Raw genomic sequence first — 21,588 nt, forward strand, 5'->3', positions numbered from 1 at the left:
TAGCTTCAACGACCACTTTTTACTAAGAGACGGGCAAAAATAGCCGTTAGAAACCGATTTATTATCCTGAGCTCAGGTTAATTACCTGCGTTTATTAAGTAATTAAAGGCATGTGTAGCTAAATGAACTTTTCAGATGTGTTTCGCAGTATTGAGCCAGATAAACTCAAGCTCGAGCTTTACAGCAAAACTGAGCGGGATGTGCGTAAAGCATTAGTCAATCCTCAAGGCAATATTGATGCACTTATGGCATTGCTATCCCCTGCAGCTACGCCATTTATCGAACAAATGGCGCAACTATCTGCTTCGCTAACCCGTCAGCGTTTTGGGGCAAACCTTGCTTTGTACTTGCCACTCTATGTGTCGAATCTTTGCGCTAATGAGTGTGATTACTGTGGTTTTACCATGAGTAACAAGATTAAACGCAAAACACTCAATCAAACTGAACTGCAACAAGAAATCGACATTATCAAAGCAAAAGGCTTTGACCACGTGTTGCTTGTGTCTGGCGAGCATGAGACCAAGGTAGGCATTGATTACTTTGAAGCTATTTTTGCACAAGTTAAGTCGGCGTTTAGCCATGTGGCAATCGAGGTTCAGCCGTTAAAGCAAGATGAATACGCGAGATTAAACGATCACGGTTTAGATGCAGTAATGATCTATCAGGAGACTTATCAGCAGCGAACCTATGCACAGCATCATACTCGCGGTAAAAAGCAAGATTTCAGTTATCGTCTTGATACGCCAGATCGCATCGCAAGGGCAGGCGTTGATAAGATAGGTTTAGGTGTGCTACTCGGTCTTGATGACTGGCGCTTAGACGCGCTGTTAATGGGCCATCACTTGGCTTATTTAGAGCAAAAATATTGGCGCACTAAGTACAGCATCTCACTGCCAAGGCTTCGTCCTTGTACCGGTGGTATTACGCCAAAATCTGAAATTAGCGATCTTGGTTTAGTCCAGCTTATTTGCGCGTTTAGGTTGTTCAATCAACAACTTGAAATTAGTTTATCCACCCGAGAAACGCCTGAGCTAAGAGATAATTTACTTGGGCTTGGTGTGACTAACCTGAGCGCTGAAAGCTCTACTGAGCCAGGCGGCTACGCTAACCCGCAATCTCAGCTTGATCAGTTTGAAATTAGTGACGATCGCTCAACGCAAGAGATCGTGCAGGTGATGAAAGCAAAAGGATTTCAGCCAGTTTGGAAAGATTGGGAAGCGGCTTGGTAAAACTGTACAAAACGCCCTGTTTGAGCAATAATTAGTCTGTTAAGTCACAATAAATTTAAGACAGGAGTGAGTTATGCAAATTCCGTCTGCTTCGGCATCAGGTTTACAAGCACTGCAAAGTGCTCAACAAGGTTTAGCTCAGGCTACAACAACGGTGGCGCAGCCTGATCCCAAACCACAGCCTGAGGCTACAGAAAGCCAATCATTAAAGTCTGACACGGTTACGTTAAGCAGCCAGGCTCAAGATAAAACTTCCGCTTTAATCGATGCGACACAAGCTGGCCATCAAGGCGAGGTTGCCACTCGAGTGATTGAAGCTGAAAATGAAACTGTCGGTAGCCTGATTAACATTTCGGTGTAGCATGACTCCGGTATCTGCAGCGAGCCTGGGAGCTGAAGCTTTTCGCTTAACCATTCCAACTCGCTTGCCTGCAGTAAACTCATTAGCAACAAGCTTGTCTAAAGCCAATTCATCAATAACAGGTTCGTCTACAGTTGGCTCAACTTCAATAAATAGTCATAGCGCTCAGCAATTCAATTCTCAAACTTCTTCTCTGGTTAATTCACAGGCCGCTCTGCAAACCAAAGCGCAGGTTGTTCCACAAGAAGCAAGCAAGGCGGTATCGCAACTAGCAACTGCATCCGAGGCGCTAAAATCTGATCAAGTTGCAAGTGCTGTTAACACTAGTGCTAGCTCATATGCCAACTTCGATCCAAAAACCAGCGTTAATCCCAGCGAAAATACCAGCTTTAGCAGCACACGTGCTGACGTAGTTAACCTTAATACGGGGGCCGCAAATATTGGTGCTTTAGTGCAGTTAACGAGTAGGGTAAGTCAATCACTGCCCTCGGGTAGCAGTCGCGAGGCGGTACAATCTTTAGCTGGGCCGCAACCGTTTGAATCAACGCAAACTCGTTTTGTCAGCTCTGCAGATGAACTGTTTCAGAGCTCATCACAACAAGCGATACAAGCTAATAATTCAGGCGTTAAAGACAACTCGCTTGCGCAAACACGTACTATTTTTAGCGATGCAAACGCTGCTAACTTTAAAGATGCATCTAGTGATGACAATCTTAACGGGTTTAGTAAACAAGCAGGAACACAAGCAAACCGACAAGCTCAAGACGGTAATTCACAAGGTGCTGAACAATTAGATAATGAGCATGCTAAGCAAACGCAAGAGGAACTTGAGCAACAAGAGTTGCAAAGGCAACAAGCGGCGCAAGATACCGAAAAACAAAAGCTTGAGCGTGAGTTAGCAAAGCAAGAAGCGAAAGAAGCACAAATTATTAAAGAGCTGAGTGCTAGAGATACAGAAGTGCGGCAACATGAGCAGGCTCATGCATCGGTTGGCGGCAGTTATGCTGGACAACCAAGTTACCAGTATGAACAAGGGCCAGACGGCAAACGCTATGCTGTGGAAGGAGAAGTGCAGATAGATGTGTCTGAGATCCCCAATGATCCTCAAGCGACCATCATCAAAATGCAAAAAGTTTACGCAGCGGCAATGGCACCAGTTCAGCCATCAAGTACAGATATTCGAGTTGCGGCCGAGGCATTAGATAAGATGAATGAGGCCAAGCAGTTGCTTGCCGAGCAAAGACAACAACAGCTTGCTGAGAATGACAACTCTGAGCGGATTAACGAGCTAGGGCAAATCTACCAAAATGCGGAAAACGCTCAGCAATCTCAGCTTGATCCATATAAAATTGATGATGAAGCTAAGCAAACTCAAGATCCAGTGCTCCCTAATCTCGCCTCTAGGATTAGCAATTCAGTCGAACCTATTAATCCTGCAAACAATGCCCCAACTGCGACGCTTGCTTATCAACGTGTTGCTGATTTTCAATAGCCTAAACGTAAGATATTGATAATCTAATTCACTTTACAGTACTAACTCAGTCTCTTTATGTTACGTTAAATATCAGGTTTGATGATGCGCAAGCACTAACTGTTCTAACAGCTTAGCTGCTGGTCCTTGCCTGTCGCGGTTTGGGACCACTAGGTTTAAAATCACTTTGCGACTTCTGCTTGAGGTTAAAGTGAGTTTGGTTAAATTGCCATTATCAACTTCATCTTTAACAATGAATGCTGGCATCCAACAAAAGCCCAATCCAGAAGCTAGAATACGCTTTGCTTCATAAAAGTTTGATACGGTCCATCTTTGCTCTGATTTTAGCCAACCCGCTTCATCTTTGGCATTTAATCCAGTGTCTCGAATGACGATTTGTAACTGATTAGCGAGGAGTTTTTCATCACTAATGTTGGGCGTTGCAGCTAATGAATGACTTGGGTGGCAAACCAGGATCAATTCACTACTTTGCAGTGCTTCTCCTAGATGACCTTTTGGTGGGGTAGAGCAAATCGCAATGTCAGCTTTTTGCTCGTTAATGAGTTCATGGGTACCGGTTAATACTGAATCAATAACATTAATGCGACAACCACGAGATTGCGGATGAAACTTATTGAGTATGCTCACTAAATCATCCATTGGATAAATGATCTCACGGGCAATGGTTAAGCTTGGCTCCCAACCTTGACCTAAATTGGTTGCCAGTTGTTCTAACTCATTAACAGACTGAGTAAGAAGGCGAGAGCGGCGAAGTAACACTTCGCCTTGGGGAGTTAGCACTGAGCGTCGCCCCTCAACGGTCAATATTTGCGTACCTAATTGTTGCTGCAGTTTCGCAACAGCGTGATTAAGCGAAGATTGGCTCTTGTTTAAGTAGGCGGCAGCCTGGGCATATCCGCCTTGATCTACCACGGCTTGTAGAATGCGCCATTGCTCTAGTGTCGATTTAGCTCGGTTCATATATCGGCAATTACTTCTTTGCTAACTCAGGCTTTGGGCTAACTAACTTAGGTAGATTCTTACGGGTTTGCTTGAGCTCACTTAAATAAGGGCCTGCATGCAGTTTTTCAGGCCAGTTGAGTAACATCATGGCTAACACGTTTCTATGTTCACCTGAAGCAAGTCTTGCTTTACCTGAAGGAGATAACACCATTTTGTGCTCAGGTGAGTAAACTGAAAGTAAGTGTTGCTTCACTTTATCTACAACTGGATGATCCGGGTTACCAGTAATTTGGAAGCTGATGCCAACCTCGGTGATAATATCTTCAGTTGTATCTTGTAGAATTCGGTCAATGTTGGCGGCGAAATAATCTAAAATCCACTGATAGTCTTTAGCATCAACAAAGCGTTGGTAGTAACCACTTGATGCGAAGATAAAGTGGGTCATGCCATAAATCTTATTTTTATACTGGGCTTTTGAAAGCTGCGCGTCTTTATCGTCACTGTATGTTTGTTGGAACGCTTTTTTGTAAGGTTCACGTAAGTCGGCAATCCCTAGTTGGTCAGCCCAATAAACATAGTTAACAAGTTGAGCAGCCCAAGAGCGGATCATATCAGGGTCGGTATAGGCATCTTTAAGATTTGATTTTGAGATCGCCTCTACAAGTTTTTCATGGCATGGGCCAACTAAGCCCATCTCGTCAATTCTTGCTGCGTAGCGTAACACGTAATCATTAAGCAAAACGAAGTCAGGGAATTGCTTAGTGGCTTTCTTGCGTGCTTTTGCTCGTGGGCCTTTACCAATTTGGTTTCTTGCCAGCTTTGCTTGCTCAGCGAAAAACTCTGGGTCATCCAGCTGGCAAGTAAAGTAAGCTTGTCTATCAACTACAGCGAGTAGGTCAACTAAAGCACCATTAGCGTATTTCTCATCGCCGGTCATACGGTATTGACGCAGCGCGTAATGCCCTTGAATACGAGGTGGCAATGAGTACAGGTTAGTTTCAAGATTGTACTTAATTTGGTCGTACATCTGTTGCTCTGTCACTTTCGGAGCTGGCTTTGATTTGACTTCGGCAGCATTGACAATTGAACCAGCAGCAAAGCAGGCAATTAAGCTAGCCTTTAACAGTAGAGATTTTGCGTTAATCGCTTTATTCATAAATAACCTTCCTAAAATGCTGCAAACTTAAATTTAATGATGTTTCGCTAGTTGTGGTCTAGTAGATAGCTGTCGTCTAGTAATGGTGAAGCAATTTTTGATACGTTTGTTGAAGACTAGCAGTATCTGCTTGAGGATCAAACAGTTGATTTGCTTGGTGTTCATACCAAATGGGTAGAAAATACATAGGCCCCTCATTGACTAGCGCCCGATATGAATAGAGCAGGTCGGCTGCATGTTCGAGATCGTCGCCGAATAGACGAACAAATCGCTCGTTTGCGTTCGCCTCAAATTGTTGCCATGCATATGTTTGCTGATCAAAACTCTTAAGCGCAAAAAACTCGTATGCTAGCACCGCCCTAAATAATCTTAGCCGAGAGACATAGTCAGACATAAGTTGTTGCGTTTGAGAGACACGAGTGTGACCAATATTGTGGTTGATAAAGGCCGTTAACCAATATTGGGTTATTTGCTGCTCTGAATTTTGCGGTAGATGATTTAGGTTATAGAACCGATTTGTCTGCGATAAAGAAACAATGCTACGCGATATAAGTTCAATTAGTTTCGCTTGGTTTCGTTGACTAAGCTCAGTGTTTGGCAGGGAAATAGCCCAACTGCCAAATTGTTCTCCTACTACGGTTTGTTTAAGCATATGTCCACTGACGTTTTTATTATCGTGGGTGATGATGCTTAACTCGCCAAGCAGACGTTGTTGTTGCCAAACTCTATAGGTAGTGACAGTCTGCTTATTATCGTTTGCTGATGCTTCTTGCTTAGCTTCAAGTCGTTCGAAGTGATACTGCAAAGCGCCTAGTGTTTTGAAAATCGTATCAAATAATTGATGACCGGGCATCGTATTGTTGTCTGATATTTGCTCGGTTTCGTTTGTTTCACCCGCATGTTTTAACTTAGCTGGAATGTCCCACGGGGCAACCTTGTCCGTTTTCAATTCAAGCTCGCTAACTAAGCCATTAAAAAATTGGTCAATTTGTTGCGAGTTCAACTGATGCTTAGCTAGCTGCATTTGGCTATAACTAACGTAGCCTTTGCTATGAGCTTGTTGTCGATAGATTTGCCACAAGTCTTGGAGTATTGATTGATTAATCGTTTTGCTTTTTATTTGGTGATCAAGCCACACGAGTTTGCGGCATTGTGTGTTTTGTTGCTTAAGTAAATATTTAGCGACGTCTGACGGTTTAACGAGATTGGAAGTCGCTTCTAACCGGCAAGGCTTACCGGCAATATTGATTGCCAGCTTTTTGTTATTGAAGTTATGGCGATAAGCTGTGCTTGCAGCAACTATTTTATCGCTAAGCTGGGCTTGATGTTTCGGTTCTATCTCACTCAAGAGCTGCGTTGCCGATGCGCTGAACTGAGCACCTAGGTTGCTTTGCTGGACATGCTGCAATAAATCTTGTGATTGTATAGCAGTATCTGTTAGCAAGTTATTGAGTTTTATTTGGCAACTTAATAATTTTTCGCGCTGCTCGCTTGAGCTGGCGAACTGACGATAATAACTGACGCGATCGCTTAGGTTGTACAACCCTAAGAGGTGTGATTGGTGTTGTGTATAAGTGTTAGCAAGTTGGTCCAATGACCCCTTATCGGTCAGTGGCTTAGGAATAGGTACTTGATAACTAAGACATTGATTAACGAGTAAATCAATTGAGTTGTTAGCCGCCGCTGGAATTGCGGCGGCGATAAAGCTCAACAGCAATAAACTAGAATTTGCTATCAGTTGAGAAATGTTTTTTCGCATAAGCCACACGATCTGCAACCGGCATTAAAGGGCCTTGCATTGCTTCAATATGCTTAAGGCGCGGAATAATCCCTTTGCCATTGGCAATTTGAATAGCTAGGCCAGGACGGGCATTTAGCTCTAAAAGCAGAGGACCGCGTTTTTTATCCAATACCATATCAGTACCGAGATAGCCAAGCTCGCACATCTCATATGCGCTTGATGCTGTATGTAGCAAGGTGTCCCAATTAGGAACTTGCACCTGATCCAGTGGGAACTGAGTATCAGGGTGAAGCTTAACCGGTTCATCAAACTGTACCGCGTGTAAGCTTTTTCCTGTCGCGATGTCCAGTCCAATTCCTACCGCTCCTTGGTGAAGGTTTGCTTTACCATCAGATTCGGCCGTAGAGCAACGCAGCATTCCCATCACAGGAAATCCTTTGAAGATGATCAAGCGGATATCGGGTACACCTTCATAGCTGATCCCGTTAAATACAGGATCAAACTCAATCAAACCCTCAACAATCGCGACATCAGGTTTACCACCGAGTGAGAATAAGCCACTTAAAGTATTTGATACATGGCGGTAAATCTCAGCAGGGGTTACCTCGTGACCATTTGGCTTGTAGTAACAGCCATTATGTACCTTGGTAATGACCAAGATACCTTTACCGCCAGAGCCTTTTGCTGGCTTGATTACAAAACCATCACGATTGGCGACCATCTGCGGGATGTCTTCAATCTTATGTTGCTCGTCAACAACACCAATTAAGTCCGGCACTGCAATATCATTTGCTAACGCTAATTGTTTAGTGACAAGTTTGTCGTCCACACGCTTATAAAACTTACGCGGATTATAGCGACCAATGTAACTAATGTTACGCTGATTCATATTCATTACGCCTTTACGGCGCAGTTCCCACGGCCAGGCAAAATTCATTACTTTTCTCCAGCCAGAGGTTTAAAGCGCTTAAGCTCTGTTAAGCGGTAACCCGTGTATTGTCCCATCACAAGCACCACTGACAGCAGCACTAAGTGGATACCAAGGAAGTTAAATACCCAATGTTGAACAAGCGAATTGTTCATTGCTAGGTAGGCTATTGTTGCTACAAACAAGCTACCGCCACCGCTAACGAACACGTGTTTAGGGCCTTCCTCTTCCCATAGAATCGACATACGCTCAATTGTCCATGCCAAAATAATCATAGGGAAGAAGGTAATGGTTAAGCCTTCACTTAAGCCTAGCTTGAATGAAATTAGTGTGAAGAAGCCGATAATAAATATCACCACAATAATGACTGCGGATATTCGCGATATGAGCAGCAAGTTAAGTGACGATAGGTACGAGCGGATCATCAAACCAAATGCGACAATCAACAAGAAACCGATCAAGCCTGTAAGCAGCGTAGTTTGAATAAATGCTAACGCGATTAATACTGGCATGAAGGTACCAGAGGTTTTAATACCAATGATAACGCGAAGAAATACTACAACTAAAACACCAATAGGAATAAGCAAAATCCCTTTAAATAGACTTTGCTCTTCAATAGGCAGTTGATACAAAGAGAAATCCCAATCATCTTGCGCATTCATCATCATGTCGATTGAAGTTGAAAGAGCAGGGCGCGTATCCTGTAGCATTGAGAAATTTACTTGGGAGTTAGTTCCACCAATCACATCAAGGACCGAATTACCTTTGCTTTCCCAAAGCACGACATTATCTTCTCGGCCCTGAATGTTGTTATTAACATCAAATAACTTCCAGTAGCCGTCATGATACACCTGAACCATTTGATCAAGCTGTTGGCGACGACGCTGATCCTCTAGTACCAGGCCGTTTACAATGCGAGCTGGGATCTCCTTAGTATTTAACATGCGAACAAATAGCTCAGTTGGCGTGTTAGAGGCAAGCAATAGCGACATATTCTGGCTTTGATTAACATCGTTAATTTTCGCCATTAATTGCTGAGCAAAAGACTGATTAGAAGCGCTTCGTTCCCATACTTCACTGATGATTTGCTCAGCCGCTGAAAGTTCGGTTACAGGCCAGCTGTAAGGCTTAGCGCTTGGGAGTTCTTCACCGGCTTTGATTTTGGTCTTGCCTGTAGGCACCAGAGTCACTCGGTAATACAAAGATTGTTGACCGCTCGCCTGCCTGATTGACCAAACCGCACGGCGCTGATCTTCAGTCTGGTTAATGTTTAGCCCGTAGCCAGGTGATGAAGCGTTTTCAACCAGGACCTCAAAAGCTGGGTCATTAGGTAATGCAAAGTCAACCTCTGCTGGTTGGCCTTGGCCATTGAAACTAACTTTCGCATCGATAGCCCAGCTCTGTACCTGTTCGCCAGGAAAGAATGGGATGTTGTGTTCGACACTACGATAAATACTAGAAGCGATCCCTGCGATGAACAGCAATGCCACCAGAATGTAAAACGGTTTGCGTGAATGCATATTGGTGCCTATTTAGCTTTAACTTCAGTTGTTTTTGTAATTTTCCCGTGAATATAGCGCTTGCTCACATCGACTACGGCAATGTCTTTCATAAACTTACGCCCTAAAAGTAGCGGATACTCAAGATGGCTGCGATCAGTTAAGTTCAGATCCGTTTCTGCAGAGTATTTACCGATTTTTAAGTGCGCATGAATAACTGGGCGACGATCATCTTTAGATTCAGCATCTTGTTTGATGCGAACAAATCGCTCTACTTTAGACTCGAACGTGTTTCCAGGTTGGCCTTCGCCGTTAGTCATTACATCAAAGCGAACCCACTGAGCACCGTTACGCTCGAACAGCACTATATTTCGCGCATCTAACGACGATGATTCTGCACCCGTGTCGATACGAGTAGGGAATTTGGCTTTTACTTCATCAACATAAACACCTTCGACTTCGCCTAGCACAAACTTATCACCAATTTGCGACTCAGGGCATGAAGTTGCTTCTACCGGAACAGGAATGATGCTTTTCTTTTCAGCATTTTCAACAGCGCGGCGAACACGATCATTAAGCGCATTGACTTCTTTCGTCAGTGCTACAACTTCTTCGCTAGGCTTTTCACACTGAACTGTTAATGTGTCAATAATATTAGCTTGAGTGGTTTCAAGACCCGCCGTAAGCTCGGCATTAGTCACAGCTGGAACAGTAGGTACCTTATTTTGAGTCGAGTTACAGCCTGAAACTAAGGCAAGGGTAATGGATACTGCAAGGAGTCGTTTTAACATACTTGTTCCTATTTAAGCTCTAAATTTGGTTGGCTTTTGGTTGCGATAATCGTAGCGCGTTTTGGAGCAGGATAACCTTCTACGGTTAAGCTAACATCATTTGGGTCTAAATAATCAACTAGTGATTCGTTTTTCATCCAGTTTGTACTGCGCTGCTCAGCTAATGATGTGGTATCAACGTCAACACAGCGGATATCAATAAATTCACATTTTTTTAGCCAGAGCATTAACGCATCAACAGATGGAATAAACCAAACGTTGTTCATTTTGCCGTATCTGTCTTCAGGTACGAGAACATCATTAACATCACCGTCGATTACTAAGGTTTCCAACACCAGTTCACCGCCTGTGCGTAACTGATCTCTTAGCTGTAGTAGATGATCGATAGGAGAGCGTCTGTGATACAGCACTCCCATAGAGAAAACCGTGTCAAAGGCATCTAGCGGTGGCAGTTCTTCTATGCCTAACGGCAGCAGGTGAACAGGGTGGTCTTTACCAGCTAAGCGCTTAACCGCCTCAAACTGGCACAAAAACAACGGCGATGGGTCAACGCCTACTACGCGCTTAGCGCCTTCACCCAGCATGCGCCACATGTGGTAACCGCTGCCACAGCCTACATCTAAAACTGTACGATTCTTTAATGGAGAAATATGTGGTTTAACTCGGTCCCACTTCCAATCACTGCGCCACTCGGTATCAATGTCGATACCATGAATCGTGAAGGGGCCTTTTCGCCATGGTTGAAACAAACCTAGTAAATTAGCTAACTTTTCTTGTTGTCCCGCAGTGAGTTGCTCGCCGCTGCCAATGGTGACACTGTCTTTTAAGTCAATTTGATCGGGTTCGGGATAGTTAAGCTTATTAAGTACCTTTTCCCACTTAGGTAGATTGCCGTGCTTATGGCTACGTTGCCATTTACCGATAATTGCAGGTAATTCTTCTAACCAGTGTTGAAGGTTAGAATCGGCGATTTGTTGATAAAACGAGCTAAAGCTGATCACTTTATGGCCACCATTGAACAAAAGTTAAAACATTGAAACCATACACTAAAGTGACTAAATCCGCATTGGTTTAAACGGGACTGGTGTACGGATAACGGATCTGGTCGCATGACATTCTCTAGTGCACTACGTTTTTGACTAATTTCCAGCTCGCTATACCCATTTGCTCGCTTAAAGTCGAGATGGTGCTTGTCGAGTAAGTCCTGGATTTTGCCGTCTTCAAACCTGAGCTTTTCGGAAATCACTAATGCGCCTCCGGACTTTAAGCCATCATAAATCTTATTAATCAGGGTATCGCGGTCTTCAGGTGGTAAAAACTGTAAAGTAAAATTTAAAATGACAAGAGAAGCGTTGTTAATTTCAACATCGCGAATATCGGCACAAACGAGGTTAACCTGAGTGTCACTTTTGAAGGCTGATAGATTTTCCTGGCAGCGGCTGATCATAGATTCACTGTTGTCTACAGCAATAATTTGGCAGTTACGCCCGTCTATGTTCCGTCTAATCGATAACGTTGCAGCGCCCAATGAACTACCTAAATCATAGATATTAGAGTTGGGGGTAACGAAGTCATTGGCAAAATCACCGATGGTTTGAATGATTTGTCCATATCCGGGTACGGAGCGACGGATCATGTCGTTAAACACGCCGGCGACACGTTGATCAAACTTAAAATCATCAACTGTGTCAGCGGCTGACGCGTAAATATTGTCTAATTGACTATTCATTGAACTTTTTATCACTAAATTATCCCTATATTCTAGCTAATAGGTATTTAAAGCAGCAAGTTAGACTTTGATTAATTTGTCGTTTGCTTAAATTTACAGGCGTTGTTGCATGTAAGTTTAAATAATTGTTAAACACTATTAACAATATTCATGAATAAGTACATAATTGCGCTAGTACGTTTGTCTGACGATCATTTATCTACAAAAGGTAAGCAATTGATTCGACCGTTCATTACCATCCTAATTAGCACTCTATGCTTAACCTTGAGTAACCTAGCATACTCTCAGGGTGACGATCGTGAGTTTACGATTGTCATGAGCGAAAATACCTATCCATTCCAATACATTGACAACGGAGAGCCGAAGGGTGTTCTGATTGACTTGTGGCAAGAGTGGGCCAAAGTGACACAATCAAATGTACGTTTTGTACCGAAGCAATGGAACAAAAGTCTCGAAGCCACGCTTTCAGGTCACGACATCGTTCATGCAGGGATGGCAAAAACTCAATCTAGACAAGAGCAGTTCCTATTCGCAGAGCCATTTACTTCTCTTTCTACTTATTTGTTTATTCATAAATCTGTTAGTAAGAAGTCAAGCGTTAGCGACCTAATTCCATATCAGATTGGTATTGTAGAGGGTGCAGCGCACAAGGAGCATTTACTTAAGATAGAACCTAACCTAAGTTTTACCTATTACCCAAGCCGGCAAGCATTACTCGACGCGGCTGCGCAAGGTAAAATTTTGGTTTTCGCTGGTATTGAAGGATATCAGCGGAACATGATTTTAGAGCAAGATATTGCCATGGACTATTTTAGTTCATTGCGACTTCCCATCACCAGTATCAAGTTAGCTCCAGCTATTGCTAAATCGAGTCCAAACAGCCAAGCAATTATTAAGCATATAAATCAAGGGTTCGCTCAATTGTCTTCTGATGTAATCAGACAAATAGAGCGTCGCTGGTTAGGCTATCATCATCAAGATAAAGAGCTGATTATTGCGATGCAAACGGGTGTTGAGCCTTATGCTGATTTAGGTTTAGATGGTCGACCACACGGGCTGTTGATTGACTTATGGCAACTCTGGTCTGAAAAAACTGGCATAGAGATCGATTTTGTCACCGGTGACATGGATAGTTCGATTTCATTGATTAAGCGTAAGCTAGCCGACGTACATATCGGATACCCTGAAAGCCAGCAAATGAACACAGGGCTTAAGCAAGCATGGAAAGTACTAGCGATCAAAAGCCGTTTGTTCAGTATGGATAAACATTTATCCGATCTCAATGAACGGTTAAACATCAGGCTAGGAACCTTTCCAACTTCACCTTACATTAATGAAATAAAATCTGCTTTCCCAAACGCTCAGTTACGCTACTTTGGTGACTTAGCAGAGATGATCGACGCTAATCGTAACGGCGAAATTGACGGGTTTATTGCATCGTCAGCGATGACATCTCATTATTTACTTGCGCACAAACTCTGGCCTGAGTTTAAGCAATATCAAGATATCGAATTCTCAACCGATTTGTTTAGTCTAACAAGAGTGGATGACAGTGGCATCGTTGAACGTATTCAAACTGGGTTTAACCTAATCTCGGCTCAGGAGGTGACTGATATTGAGCGCAAATGGTTGATTAATCCCGATGATAGGAGCCTGCAGCATGAGCAACAAGCGTTACAATTATCTAAAGCTGAGCGAGAGTATTTATCTAGTCTAGGTGCTATTAAACTAGGTTACGTAAAGAATTGGCCTCCTATGGAGTTCCAGGGGCGCAGCGGTGAGTTTTTGGGGATCAATGCTGACATTAAAAATCATCTAGTGAGACAGCTAAATCTAACCATTATCCCAGTTGCCTATGATAATTTTAACGATGTAATTGCTGATTTAAAACGCGGTGAAATTCATATGGTTGCCAGCGTGGTTAATACGCCTCAGCGAGAATCACGCCTGTCATTTAGTCAGCCTTACTGGCCATCACCGTGGGCGATAGTAACTAACATTGCCGCAGCCCCAGTGTTTAGCTTGTCGCAGATAAGTGAGCAGCGCCTAGCGGTTGTAGAAGGTTACTTTATTGTTGATCAGCTGCACCAACAATATCCTCACATCAATCTTATCAATGTTGCTAACGTCGAAGACGGTATTGAAGCCGTCAATAGCGGGCGTGTAGATATGTTTCTTGATAAAGCCGCGGTGCTCGCTAGCCATCTACAGGGTGAACAATACACTAGCTTAAAGTTATCATTGCTTGCTGATTTGGCAGAGCAACACAGCCAACTTGCAGTTTTTCCAGGCGTGAAACAGCTTATTCCATTAATTAACCGCTCATTGGCGACCATTGACGACAACGAGCAGCAGCGCATATATCAAAAGTGGGTGACGGTAGATGTGCAGTCAGATACGGCATCATACCAACGCTGGGTGAGGGTGCTTATCGTTAGCTTGTTATTGCTTAGTGCCATCGCTGCATTAGTATTATTGGCAAACCGCCGCTTAAACGTAGAAATTCGCCGAAGAGAATCGGCCGAGAGCCAACTCATTTATCTTGCCAATCATGATGCTGGCACCAAGTTGCCCAATCGTATATTACTCAATAAACGCTTAAATCAAGCTATTGCAGATCATCAAGCAGCAAATGCAAAATTCGCGTTATTATTTGTCGATTTAGATGGTTTTAAAGCGGTAAATGATGTTTGCGGTCATCATGTAGGTGACCTATTGCTTGCAAAAGTAGGAGAGCTGCTAGTTTCTCACGTGAAGCCAGGCGATACCGTGGCGCGTTTTGGTGGCGATGAGTTTGTGATACTTATTAATCATGTTGTAGACAATCAAGTCGCGGTGCAAATTGCAGATAATATCTTGCAGGGACTGCATTTAATGACCAGCATAGAGCAACATAGCATTAGTATTTCAGCGAGCATTGGTATTGCACTCTACCCAGATGATGGCACCAATGAAGCCGACCTCTTACATAAATCGGATCAACTCATGTATCAAGCGAAAAAGTTCGGTGGTCATCAGCACAAGTTGAGTTAATACATGTCTCATACACCTTTACCTTTCTATTTTGCGGGTGACTTATTTGCCCGCTTTTTAGTCGGTTAGCAGCAAATATCATCGTTAAGCTGGTTTATTTAGCCAATCTCAAACATACTGCGCAGTTAGGCGTTGGTTGCGTTTAAATAGCAGTATATAATGCCTGGTTTAATCATATTAAAGTTCCAAACACCCGCTTGTGGATAAAGGATAGAGTTCAATGCGCAGTCATTATTGTGGAGACATCAACACGTCTCATCTTGGTCAAGAAGTTACCTTAGTTGGTTGGGTAAATCGTAGTCGTGATTTAGGTGGCGTAGTATTTTTAGATTTACGAGACCGTGAAGGTCTAATTCAGGTTGTTTACGACCCAGATCTAAAAGATGTGTTTGACGTAGCTAGCACATTGCGTAGTGAATTTTGTGTTCAAGTTAAAGGTTTAGTGCGTGCGCGTCCTGAAAGCCAAATTAACCCTGACATGAAAACGGGTGAAGTCGAGTTATTAGGTAAAGAGCTAACAATTATCAATGCTGCAGCGCCGCTGCCATTAAGCATGGATAACCACCAAAATAATAGTGAAGAACAGCGTCTAAAATACCGTTACCTAGATTTACGTCGCCCAGAAATGGCCGAGCGTTTAATCTTCCGCTCAAAAGTGACTAGCGCAGTTCGTCGCTTCTTAGATGATAATGGTTTCCTTGATATGGAAACGCCAATCCTGACAAAAGCTACACCAGAAGGTGCACGTGACTATCTAGTACCAAGCCGTACTTATAAAGGTCAATTCTTTGCATTGCCTCAGTCACCGCAAATCTTTAAACAGCTGCTGATGATGTCGGGTTTCGACCGTTACTACCAAATCGTTAAGTGCTTCCGTGATGAAGACTTACGTGCTGATCGCCAACCAGAATTTACTCAAATCGATATCGAAACTTCATTTATGTCATCAGAACAAGTGATGGCAAAAACTGAAGAAATGGTACGTGGTTTATTCAAAGACTTACTTAATGTTGATTTAGGTGAGTTCCCGCGCATGCCATATTCAGAAGCGATGGCGCGTTTTGGTTCTGACAAGCCTGACTTGCGTAACCCGCTTGAATTAGTCGATGTTGCCGATTTAGTTAAAGACGTTGAATTTGCAGTATTTAGTGGCCCAGCGAATGACGCCGAAGGCCGCGTTGCCGCGCTGCGTATTCCAACAGGTGCTTCACTATCTCGCAAGCAAATTGACAACTACACCAAGTATGTTGGCATTTATGGTGCGAAAGGCTTAGCTTGGATGAAGATCAACGATCTTGATGCAGGTATGGAAGGTGTGCAGTCGCCAATTCTTAAGTTCCTAAACGAAGATATCGTTAAGCAAATTGTAGAGCGTACTAGCGCACAAACTGGCGACATTATCTTATTCGGTGCAGACAATGCAACGGTTGTTGCTGAAGCCATGGGCGCACTTCGCCTTAAAGCGGGTGAAGATTTCGACTTACTTGAAGGTGAGTGGAAGCCACTTTGGGTTGTAGACTTCCCAATGTTTGAAAAAATCAATGGCGGCTTGCATGCCGTTCACCACCCATTTACTGCGCCGCGCGGTGTAACCCCAGAACAGCTAGCGGCTGATCCTGCAGGCACAGTTTCTGATGCTTATGACATGGTGCTAAATGGTTGTGAGCTTGGTGGTGGTTCCGTGCGTATTCACGATGCCAAGATGCAAGCGACTGTGTTTGACATTTTAGGTATTGATGAGCAAGAAGCGAACGACAAGTTTGGTTTCTTACTAGAAGCACTACGCTATGGTACGCCGCCACACGCGGGTCTTGCTTTCGGTCTTGACCGCATCATTATGTTAATGACTGGCGCTAGCTCAATTCGTGACGTGATGGCGTTCCCGAAAACGACTACTGCAGCCTGTCCATTAACCAATGCGCCAGGTTTTGCTAACCCACAACAGCTTGTTGAACTGGGTGTGTCAGTTATTGAAAAACAGCCAGAACAAGACGCTGAATAAAATAACTGCAAACTAACTTTAAAAGCACGTACTTAACTTGTTTAGGTGCGTGCTTTTTTATATGTTGGGCAGATAAGTTTTCTAGGCATTGATTAGTTAAAAAATGCCTACACTAGGAGCAAGATTATGGCTGGACACAGTAAATGGGCCAACATTCGCCATCGTAAAGCGGCGCAAGACTCTAAGCGCGGTAAACTGTTCACTAAATTTATTCGTGAGCTCACCGTTGCTGCAAGAGAAGGTGGCTCAGATGCCGATTCTAACCCTCGTTTACGCGCAGCTATTGATAAGTCGTTATCCAATAATATGACGCGTGACACCATTGAGCGTGCCATCAAGCGCGGCGCCGGTGAGTTAGAAGGTCAGCAGTTAGAAACTATTATTTATGAAGGTTACGGTCCAGGCGGCACAGCTGTAATGGTTGAAACCATGACTGATAACAAAAACCGCACTGTTTCTGGTGTACGTAACGCTTTTAGTAAATCTGGTGGTAATTTAGGTACAGACGGCTCAGTTGCTTACCTATTTACCAAACAGGGTGTGATTTCATTTGATAATGAAACAGATGAAGATACCTTGATGGATGCTGCTTTAGAAGCTGGTGCTGATGATGTTATTACCCATGACGATGGCTCAATGGATGTGTATACCACACCAGAAGCGTTTGGCAGTGTAAAAGATGCTCTCGATGCAGCTGAGCTAAACTCTATTAACGCTGAAGTGACCATGGTGGCGTCGACTAAGTCTGAGCTTGATGCTTCAACGGCAGAGAAGTTTCTCCGTCTTATTGATAACCTTGAAGATCATGATGATGTACAAGATGTTTATCACAACGCTGATATTTCAGATGAAGTCATGCAGCAACTAAGTTAATGCAAACAATAGGTTAACAAGAGCAAATATAACAACAATAATGGCAATAATTTTAGGGATAGATCCAGGCTCACGCCTGACTGGATATGGCATTATCGACTGTCAGGGGCGAACCCAAAAATACCTTGGCAGTGGTTGCATACGTACATCGGGTGATGATCTTGCTTCGCGATTACAGCAGATCTTCACAGGCGTAAGCGAAATCATTCGTCAGTATCAACCTGAGCAATTCGCGATTGAAAGGGTATTCATGGCTAAAAATGCCGATTCAGCGTTAAAGCTTGGTCAGGCTAGGGGAGCCGCTATAGTGGCGGCAACCAACTCAGGATTATCTGTTGCCGAGTACAGTGCAACGCAAATCAAGCAAGCTGTGGTAGGTACTGGCCGGGCGCAAAAGACGCAGGTTCAACATATGATCACCCAGATTCTTAAATTACCCGCCGCGCCACAGGCCGATGCCGCAGATGCCTTATCTGTTGCCGTTTGCCATTATCATACATGCCAAAGCCTTGTCGCCATGGGCGGCAGCGCAGCCAAAAGAACATACGGAAGATATAAATGATAGGACGATTAACGGGCGTTTTAGTAGAAAAACAAGCGCCAGAAATAGTGCTGGATGTAAACGGTGTTGGTTATGAGCTTCAAGTGCCAATGACCAGCTTTTATGAATTACCTGAACTTGAGCAAACTACCACTTTATATACGCATTTTGTAGTAAGAGAAGATGCCCAGTTACTCTATGGGTTTAAGTCAAAGCAAGAACGCGCCCTGTTTAGACTGCTGATAAAAACTAATGGCGTCGGACCAAAGCTTGCGCTGACAATCTTATCAGGCATGACGGCAAACGAATTCGTTAACTGCGTTGAACGTGACGATATCGCAACACTGGTGAAACTGCCTGGCGTCGGTAAGAAAACCGCTGAGCGTTTAGTGGTTGAAATGCGTGACAAGCTTAAAACTTTACTTGAAGCATCTGCAGGTTCTGAGCGTGAGTTTGTACTGCAGTCAAACTACACGCCTGCGCCAGTTGAAGATAATGTTGAAGAAGATGCGATTGCAGCACTCCTTGCACTTGGTTACAAACCAACACAGGCAAGCAAGGCGGTAGCAAGCGCTTACAGTGAAGGTATGAACTCTGAGCAGCTAATTAAAGCGTCTCTAAAATCGATGCTTTAAAGACCAAATAGATTTAGTTAAGGCTTAGCAGTAAAACAAACCCAATAGGTAGCAAATAATGATTGAAGCAGACCGTTTAATAGAGCCTCAATTACAAGGGCAAGATGAAACGATTGATCGCGCAATGCGACCAAAACTGCTCGATGAGTATACCGGCCAAGATGAGTCCCGCGCTCAGCTTAAAGTATTTATCGAGGCAGCTAAAAAACGCGGTGAAGCGCTCGATCACATGTTAATTTTTGGTCCTCCAGGTCTGGGCAAAACCACGCTGGCGATGATTGTAGCCAACGAAATGGGCGTCAACATCAAATCCACATCTGGGCCAGTGCTTGAAAAAGCAGGGGACTTGGCTGCACTGCTTACTAACCTTGAAGAAGGTGATGTTTTATTTATTGACGAAATTCATCGCCTTAGCCCAGTTGTTGAGGAAATCCTTTATCCTGCAATGGAAGACTACCAACTCGATATCATGATTGGTGAAGGCCCTGCGGCCCGTTCAATAAAATTGGATTTACCGCCTTTTACCTTAATTGGCGCAACCACACGAGCAGGTGCATTAACATCACCGCTAAGAGCTCGTTTTGGTATTCCGCTACGATTAGAGTTTTACAATATTAAAGATCTAACCAGTATTGTCAGTCGCTCTGCAAAAGTAATGGAACTTGAAACAGAAGCTGAAGGCTGCGCCGAAATAGCCAGAAGAAGCCGAGGTACACCGCGTATCGCCAACCGCTTGCTACGCCGCGTAAGAGATTATGCTGAAGTAAAGCATGATGGCATCATTACCAAAGATGTCGCGCAAAAAGCACTAGATATGTTAGATGTTGACGTGCAAGGTTTTGATTATTTGGACCGCAAGTTGTTATTAGCCATTATCGATAAGTTTATGGGTGGTCCAGTAGGCTTAGATAACTTGGCTGCAGCAATCGGTGAAGATAGGGAGACCATTGAAGATGTACTTGAACCGTTTTTAATTCAGCAAGGTTTTGTACAACGCACACCTCGGGGACGCATAGCCACAGCAAGGGCTTACGAGCACTTTAATATTATGAAGCCAGAATAGACCGTCGTAACGAAAGGGCTATGAGTCAGAGCGCCTTAAAAGAGAATACGTAAAATGGCTCAATAACTTCAGTCTATGATAGGGTTATTGAGCCGTTTTTTATTCTGTTTAAGATATTATTTATCGTTGGATTCAGTCACCTTTTTAGTCAGTTGAATGTTCTCCACTTTCTTAGCACGCTTCGCTCTCGCTTTAATGTTGAGCAACTCAACAACAAATGAAAATGCCATCGCAAAGTAAACGTAACCTTTCGGTATATGTACTTCAAAGCCCTCAGCAATCAAGGTAAAGCCGACCAAAATCAAGAATGAAAGTGCCAACATTTTAATCGTTGGATTGGCATCAACAAACTCTCCAATAGGTTTCGCCGCAATCAACATCACGCCAACCGACGACACAATTGCAATCACCATAATACTGAGGTGATCAACCAGTCCAACTGCGGTGATCACAGAGTCTAATGAGAAAATCACATCCAGTATCGCAATTTGTACCAGTATGGACATAAAACTAGCGGCGCCCGTTGCAACTTTTGATTCTTCAGCCACTTCTAGGCTTGCATGTATTTCATGGGTAGATTTTGCCAGTAAAAACAAGCCACCAAGCACCAGGATGATATCGCGCCCCGATATTTCATTACCAAATATCGTGAATATGGGCTCAACTAATCCCATTACCCAGGCCAGGCTAAACAACAGTGCTAGTCGTGATCCCATGGCTAATGCCAAGCCAATTTGGCGGGCTCGATTCCTTTGATGCTCCGGCAATCGCCCAACAAGAATTGATATAAAAATGATGTTGTCTATACCTAACACAATTTCAAGTGCGACTAATGAAGCTAATGCAACCCAAGCTTCTGGGCTCGCGATCCATTCAAACATTGATGTATTCTCGTATCTTTACGTTAAAGGGTAAGTATATAAGCAGGATAGGGTATATCCTTCTTGTTGATGTGAAATTTTTGACTTCAATGTTAGCAAGCAAGACATTCACACATAGCAATTGTAATTCATAGTAAAGCTACCTTGATACAATAACTTAAGCTTTCAGAGTACAAATTTTAATATGCAATCTTTCAACTCCAATTTACACATTGTCAACGTACTAATTAAAGCTCGAACCGTTTGTGCATTTTAGTATCAGGTAATTTTTTCGCGTCATATAAAACATTCAGGAGTTCAGTGTATTTTATGAAGCTAGATCTTTGTTTACCAAAGTATTGTATGACAGCCGATAGAGACCCATATGTTAAACACTACAATAACTCGTAGATTCACTTGCTAATTAGTATACGACTTGTTGCTAAATCTCAGGCCTTAATAAAGTAACTCGACAAAGATAAAGTAGGTTCACAGTAAAATACAGCAACAATACTGGATTAGTTTTTAAATCACCTAGCGATGCACCATGAACCGTAGTGAAAATGATTCTGATGCATGACGACGAGCTTGGTGGAGATAGAGTGACTTACCATCATTTACCTAAAACCTTATTTAACATAATATACATTGTGCGCAGTTGAAAATATTTCCTGTTTTCAATATGATGCGCAAGCCGCGTAATACTAACGGAT

The 21,588-nt window shown here is 43.3% G+C and carries 18 protein-coding genes; 9 read left to right on the forward strand and 9 right to left on the reverse strand.

The window, feature by feature from the left end:
* Window positions 1-122 precede the first annotated feature (122 nt).
* The 3 genes from thiH (at window position 123) to G3R49_RS18825 (ending at window position 3,082) form a co-directional block, all read left to right on the forward strand.
* Window positions 123-1,229: a 2-iminoacetate synthase ThiH gene (gene thiH / locus G3R49_RS18815; protein ID WP_167870689.1), complete on the forward strand. Its 1,107-nt coding sequence runs from the start codon at window positions 123-125 to the stop codon at window positions 1,227-1,229.
* Between the two features lie 73 nt (window positions 1,230-1,302).
* The gene (locus G3R49_RS18820) at window positions 1,303-1,590 is read left to right on the forward strand and encodes a chemotaxis protein (protein WP_130603101.1); all 288 of its coding nucleotides are present in this window, start codon (window positions 1,303-1,305) and stop codon (window positions 1,588-1,590) included.
* A gap of 1 nt (window position 1,591) precedes the next feature.
* Window positions 1,592-3,082 (forward strand): putative metalloprotease CJM1_0395 family protein, encoded by a 1,491-nt coding sequence (locus G3R49_RS18825; protein WP_167870690.1) that lies wholly within the window; start codon window positions 1,592-1,594, stop codon window positions 3,080-3,082.
* 72 nt (window positions 3,083-3,154) lie between these two features.
* Here G3R49_RS18825 and G3R49_RS18830 read toward each other — a convergent pair whose 3' ends face one another.
* From G3R49_RS18830 to cmoA, 8 genes are all read right to left on the reverse strand, one after another.
* The gene (locus G3R49_RS18830; protein ID WP_167870691.1) at window positions 3,155-4,042 is read right to left on the reverse strand and encodes a LysR family transcriptional regulator; all 888 of its coding nucleotides are present in this window, start codon (window positions 4,040-4,042) and stop codon (window positions 3,155-3,157) included.
* Between the two features lie 10 nt (window positions 4,043-4,052).
* The gene (locus G3R49_RS18835) at window positions 4,053-5,180 is read right to left on the reverse strand and encodes a DUF3541 domain-containing protein (protein WP_167870692.1); all 1,128 of its coding nucleotides are present in this window, start codon (window positions 5,178-5,180) and stop codon (window positions 4,053-4,055) included.
* A gap of 76 nt (window positions 5,181-5,256) precedes the next feature.
* Window positions 5,257-6,939, reverse strand: a complete 1,683-nt coding sequence (locus G3R49_RS18840; protein ID WP_167870693.1) for a hypothetical protein — start codon at window positions 6,937-6,939, stop codon at window positions 5,257-5,259.
* A complete protein-coding gene (locus G3R49_RS18845) occupies window positions 6,902-7,858 on the reverse strand; it encodes an alpha-L-glutamate ligase-like protein (RefSeq protein ID WP_130603109.1) in 957 nt (318 codons plus the stop codon). The genes G3R49_RS18840 and G3R49_RS18845 overlap by 38 nt, the downstream gene beginning before the upstream one ends.
* The gene (locus G3R49_RS18850; protein ID WP_167870694.1) at window positions 7,858-9,369 is read right to left on the reverse strand and encodes an inactive transglutaminase family protein; all 1,512 of its coding nucleotides are present in this window, start codon (window positions 9,367-9,369) and stop codon (window positions 7,858-7,860) included. Before G3R49_RS18850 ends, G3R49_RS18845 begins: the two co-directional genes overlap by 1 nt.
* Before the next feature lie 8 nt (window positions 9,370-9,377).
* Window positions 9,378-10,139: an ATP-dependent zinc protease gene (locus G3R49_RS18855; RefSeq protein ID WP_130603113.1), complete on the reverse strand. Its 762-nt coding sequence runs from the start codon at window positions 10,137-10,139 to the stop codon at window positions 9,378-9,380.
* An 8-nt stretch (window positions 10,140-10,147) separates the two neighbouring features.
* The gene (gene cmoB / locus G3R49_RS18860; RefSeq protein WP_167870695.1) at window positions 10,148-11,140 is read right to left on the reverse strand and encodes a tRNA 5-methoxyuridine(34)/uridine 5-oxyacetic acid(34) synthase CmoB; all 993 of its coding nucleotides are present in this window, start codon (window positions 11,138-11,140) and stop codon (window positions 10,148-10,150) included.
* A complete protein-coding gene (gene cmoA / locus G3R49_RS18865) occupies window positions 11,137-11,868 on the reverse strand; it encodes a carboxy-S-adenosyl-L-methionine synthase CmoA (RefSeq protein WP_167870696.1) in 732 nt (243 codons plus the stop codon). The genes cmoB and cmoA overlap by 4 nt, the downstream gene beginning before the upstream one ends.
* A gap of 150 nt (window positions 11,869-12,018) precedes the next feature.
* Here cmoA and G3R49_RS18870 point away from each other — a divergent pair, with 150 nt between their 5' ends.
* The 6 genes from G3R49_RS18870 (at window position 12,019) to ruvB (ending at window position 20,015) form a co-directional block, all read left to right on the forward strand.
* The gene (locus G3R49_RS18870; RefSeq protein ID WP_167870697.1) at window positions 12,019-14,901 is read left to right on the forward strand and encodes a transporter substrate-binding domain-containing protein; all 2,883 of its coding nucleotides are present in this window, start codon (window positions 12,019-12,021) and stop codon (window positions 14,899-14,901) included.
* Between the two features lie 220 nt (window positions 14,902-15,121).
* Entirely contained in the window at window positions 15,122-16,903 is a 1,782-nt protein-coding gene (gene aspS / locus G3R49_RS18875) for an aspartate--tRNA ligase (RefSeq protein WP_167870698.1), read from the forward strand.
* Between the two features lie 126 nt (window positions 16,904-17,029).
* Window positions 17,030-17,776: a YebC/PmpR family DNA-binding transcriptional regulator gene (locus G3R49_RS18880; RefSeq protein ID WP_130603121.1), complete on the forward strand. Its 747-nt coding sequence runs from the start codon at window positions 17,030-17,032 to the stop codon at window positions 17,774-17,776.
* Between the two features lie 40 nt (window positions 17,777-17,816).
* Window positions 17,817-18,338, forward strand: a complete 522-nt coding sequence (gene ruvC / locus G3R49_RS18885; RefSeq protein ID WP_130603123.1) for a crossover junction endodeoxyribonuclease RuvC — start codon at window positions 17,817-17,819, stop codon at window positions 18,336-18,338.
* Window positions 18,335-18,952, forward strand: a complete 618-nt coding sequence (ruvA, locus tag G3R49_RS18890; RefSeq protein ID WP_130603125.1) for a Holliday junction branch migration protein RuvA — start codon at window positions 18,335-18,337, stop codon at window positions 18,950-18,952. Before ruvC ends, ruvA begins: the two co-directional genes overlap by 4 nt.
* Before the next feature lie 58 nt (window positions 18,953-19,010).
* Window positions 19,011-20,015 carry a Holliday junction branch migration DNA helicase RuvB gene (gene ruvB / locus G3R49_RS18895; RefSeq protein WP_130597261.1) on the forward strand — a complete coding sequence of 335 codons (1,005 nt, stop codon included), beginning with the start codon at window positions 19,011-19,013 and terminating at the stop codon, window positions 20,013-20,015.
* A 116-nt stretch (window positions 20,016-20,131) separates the two neighbouring features.
* Here the strand turns inward: ruvB and G3R49_RS18900 are convergent, their stop codons facing one another.
* Window positions 20,132-20,896 carry a TerC family protein gene (locus G3R49_RS18900; RefSeq protein WP_167870699.1) on the reverse strand — a complete coding sequence of 255 codons (765 nt, stop codon included), beginning with the start codon at window positions 20,894-20,896 and terminating at the stop codon, window positions 20,132-20,134.
* Window positions 20,897-21,588: the final 692 nt, after the last annotated feature.

The organism is Shewanella sp. WXL01 (assembly GCF_012263345.1).
In the GTDB taxonomy this organism is placed as follows: Bacteria; Pseudomonadota; Gammaproteobacteria; order Enterobacterales; family Shewanellaceae; genus Shewanella; species Shewanella maritima.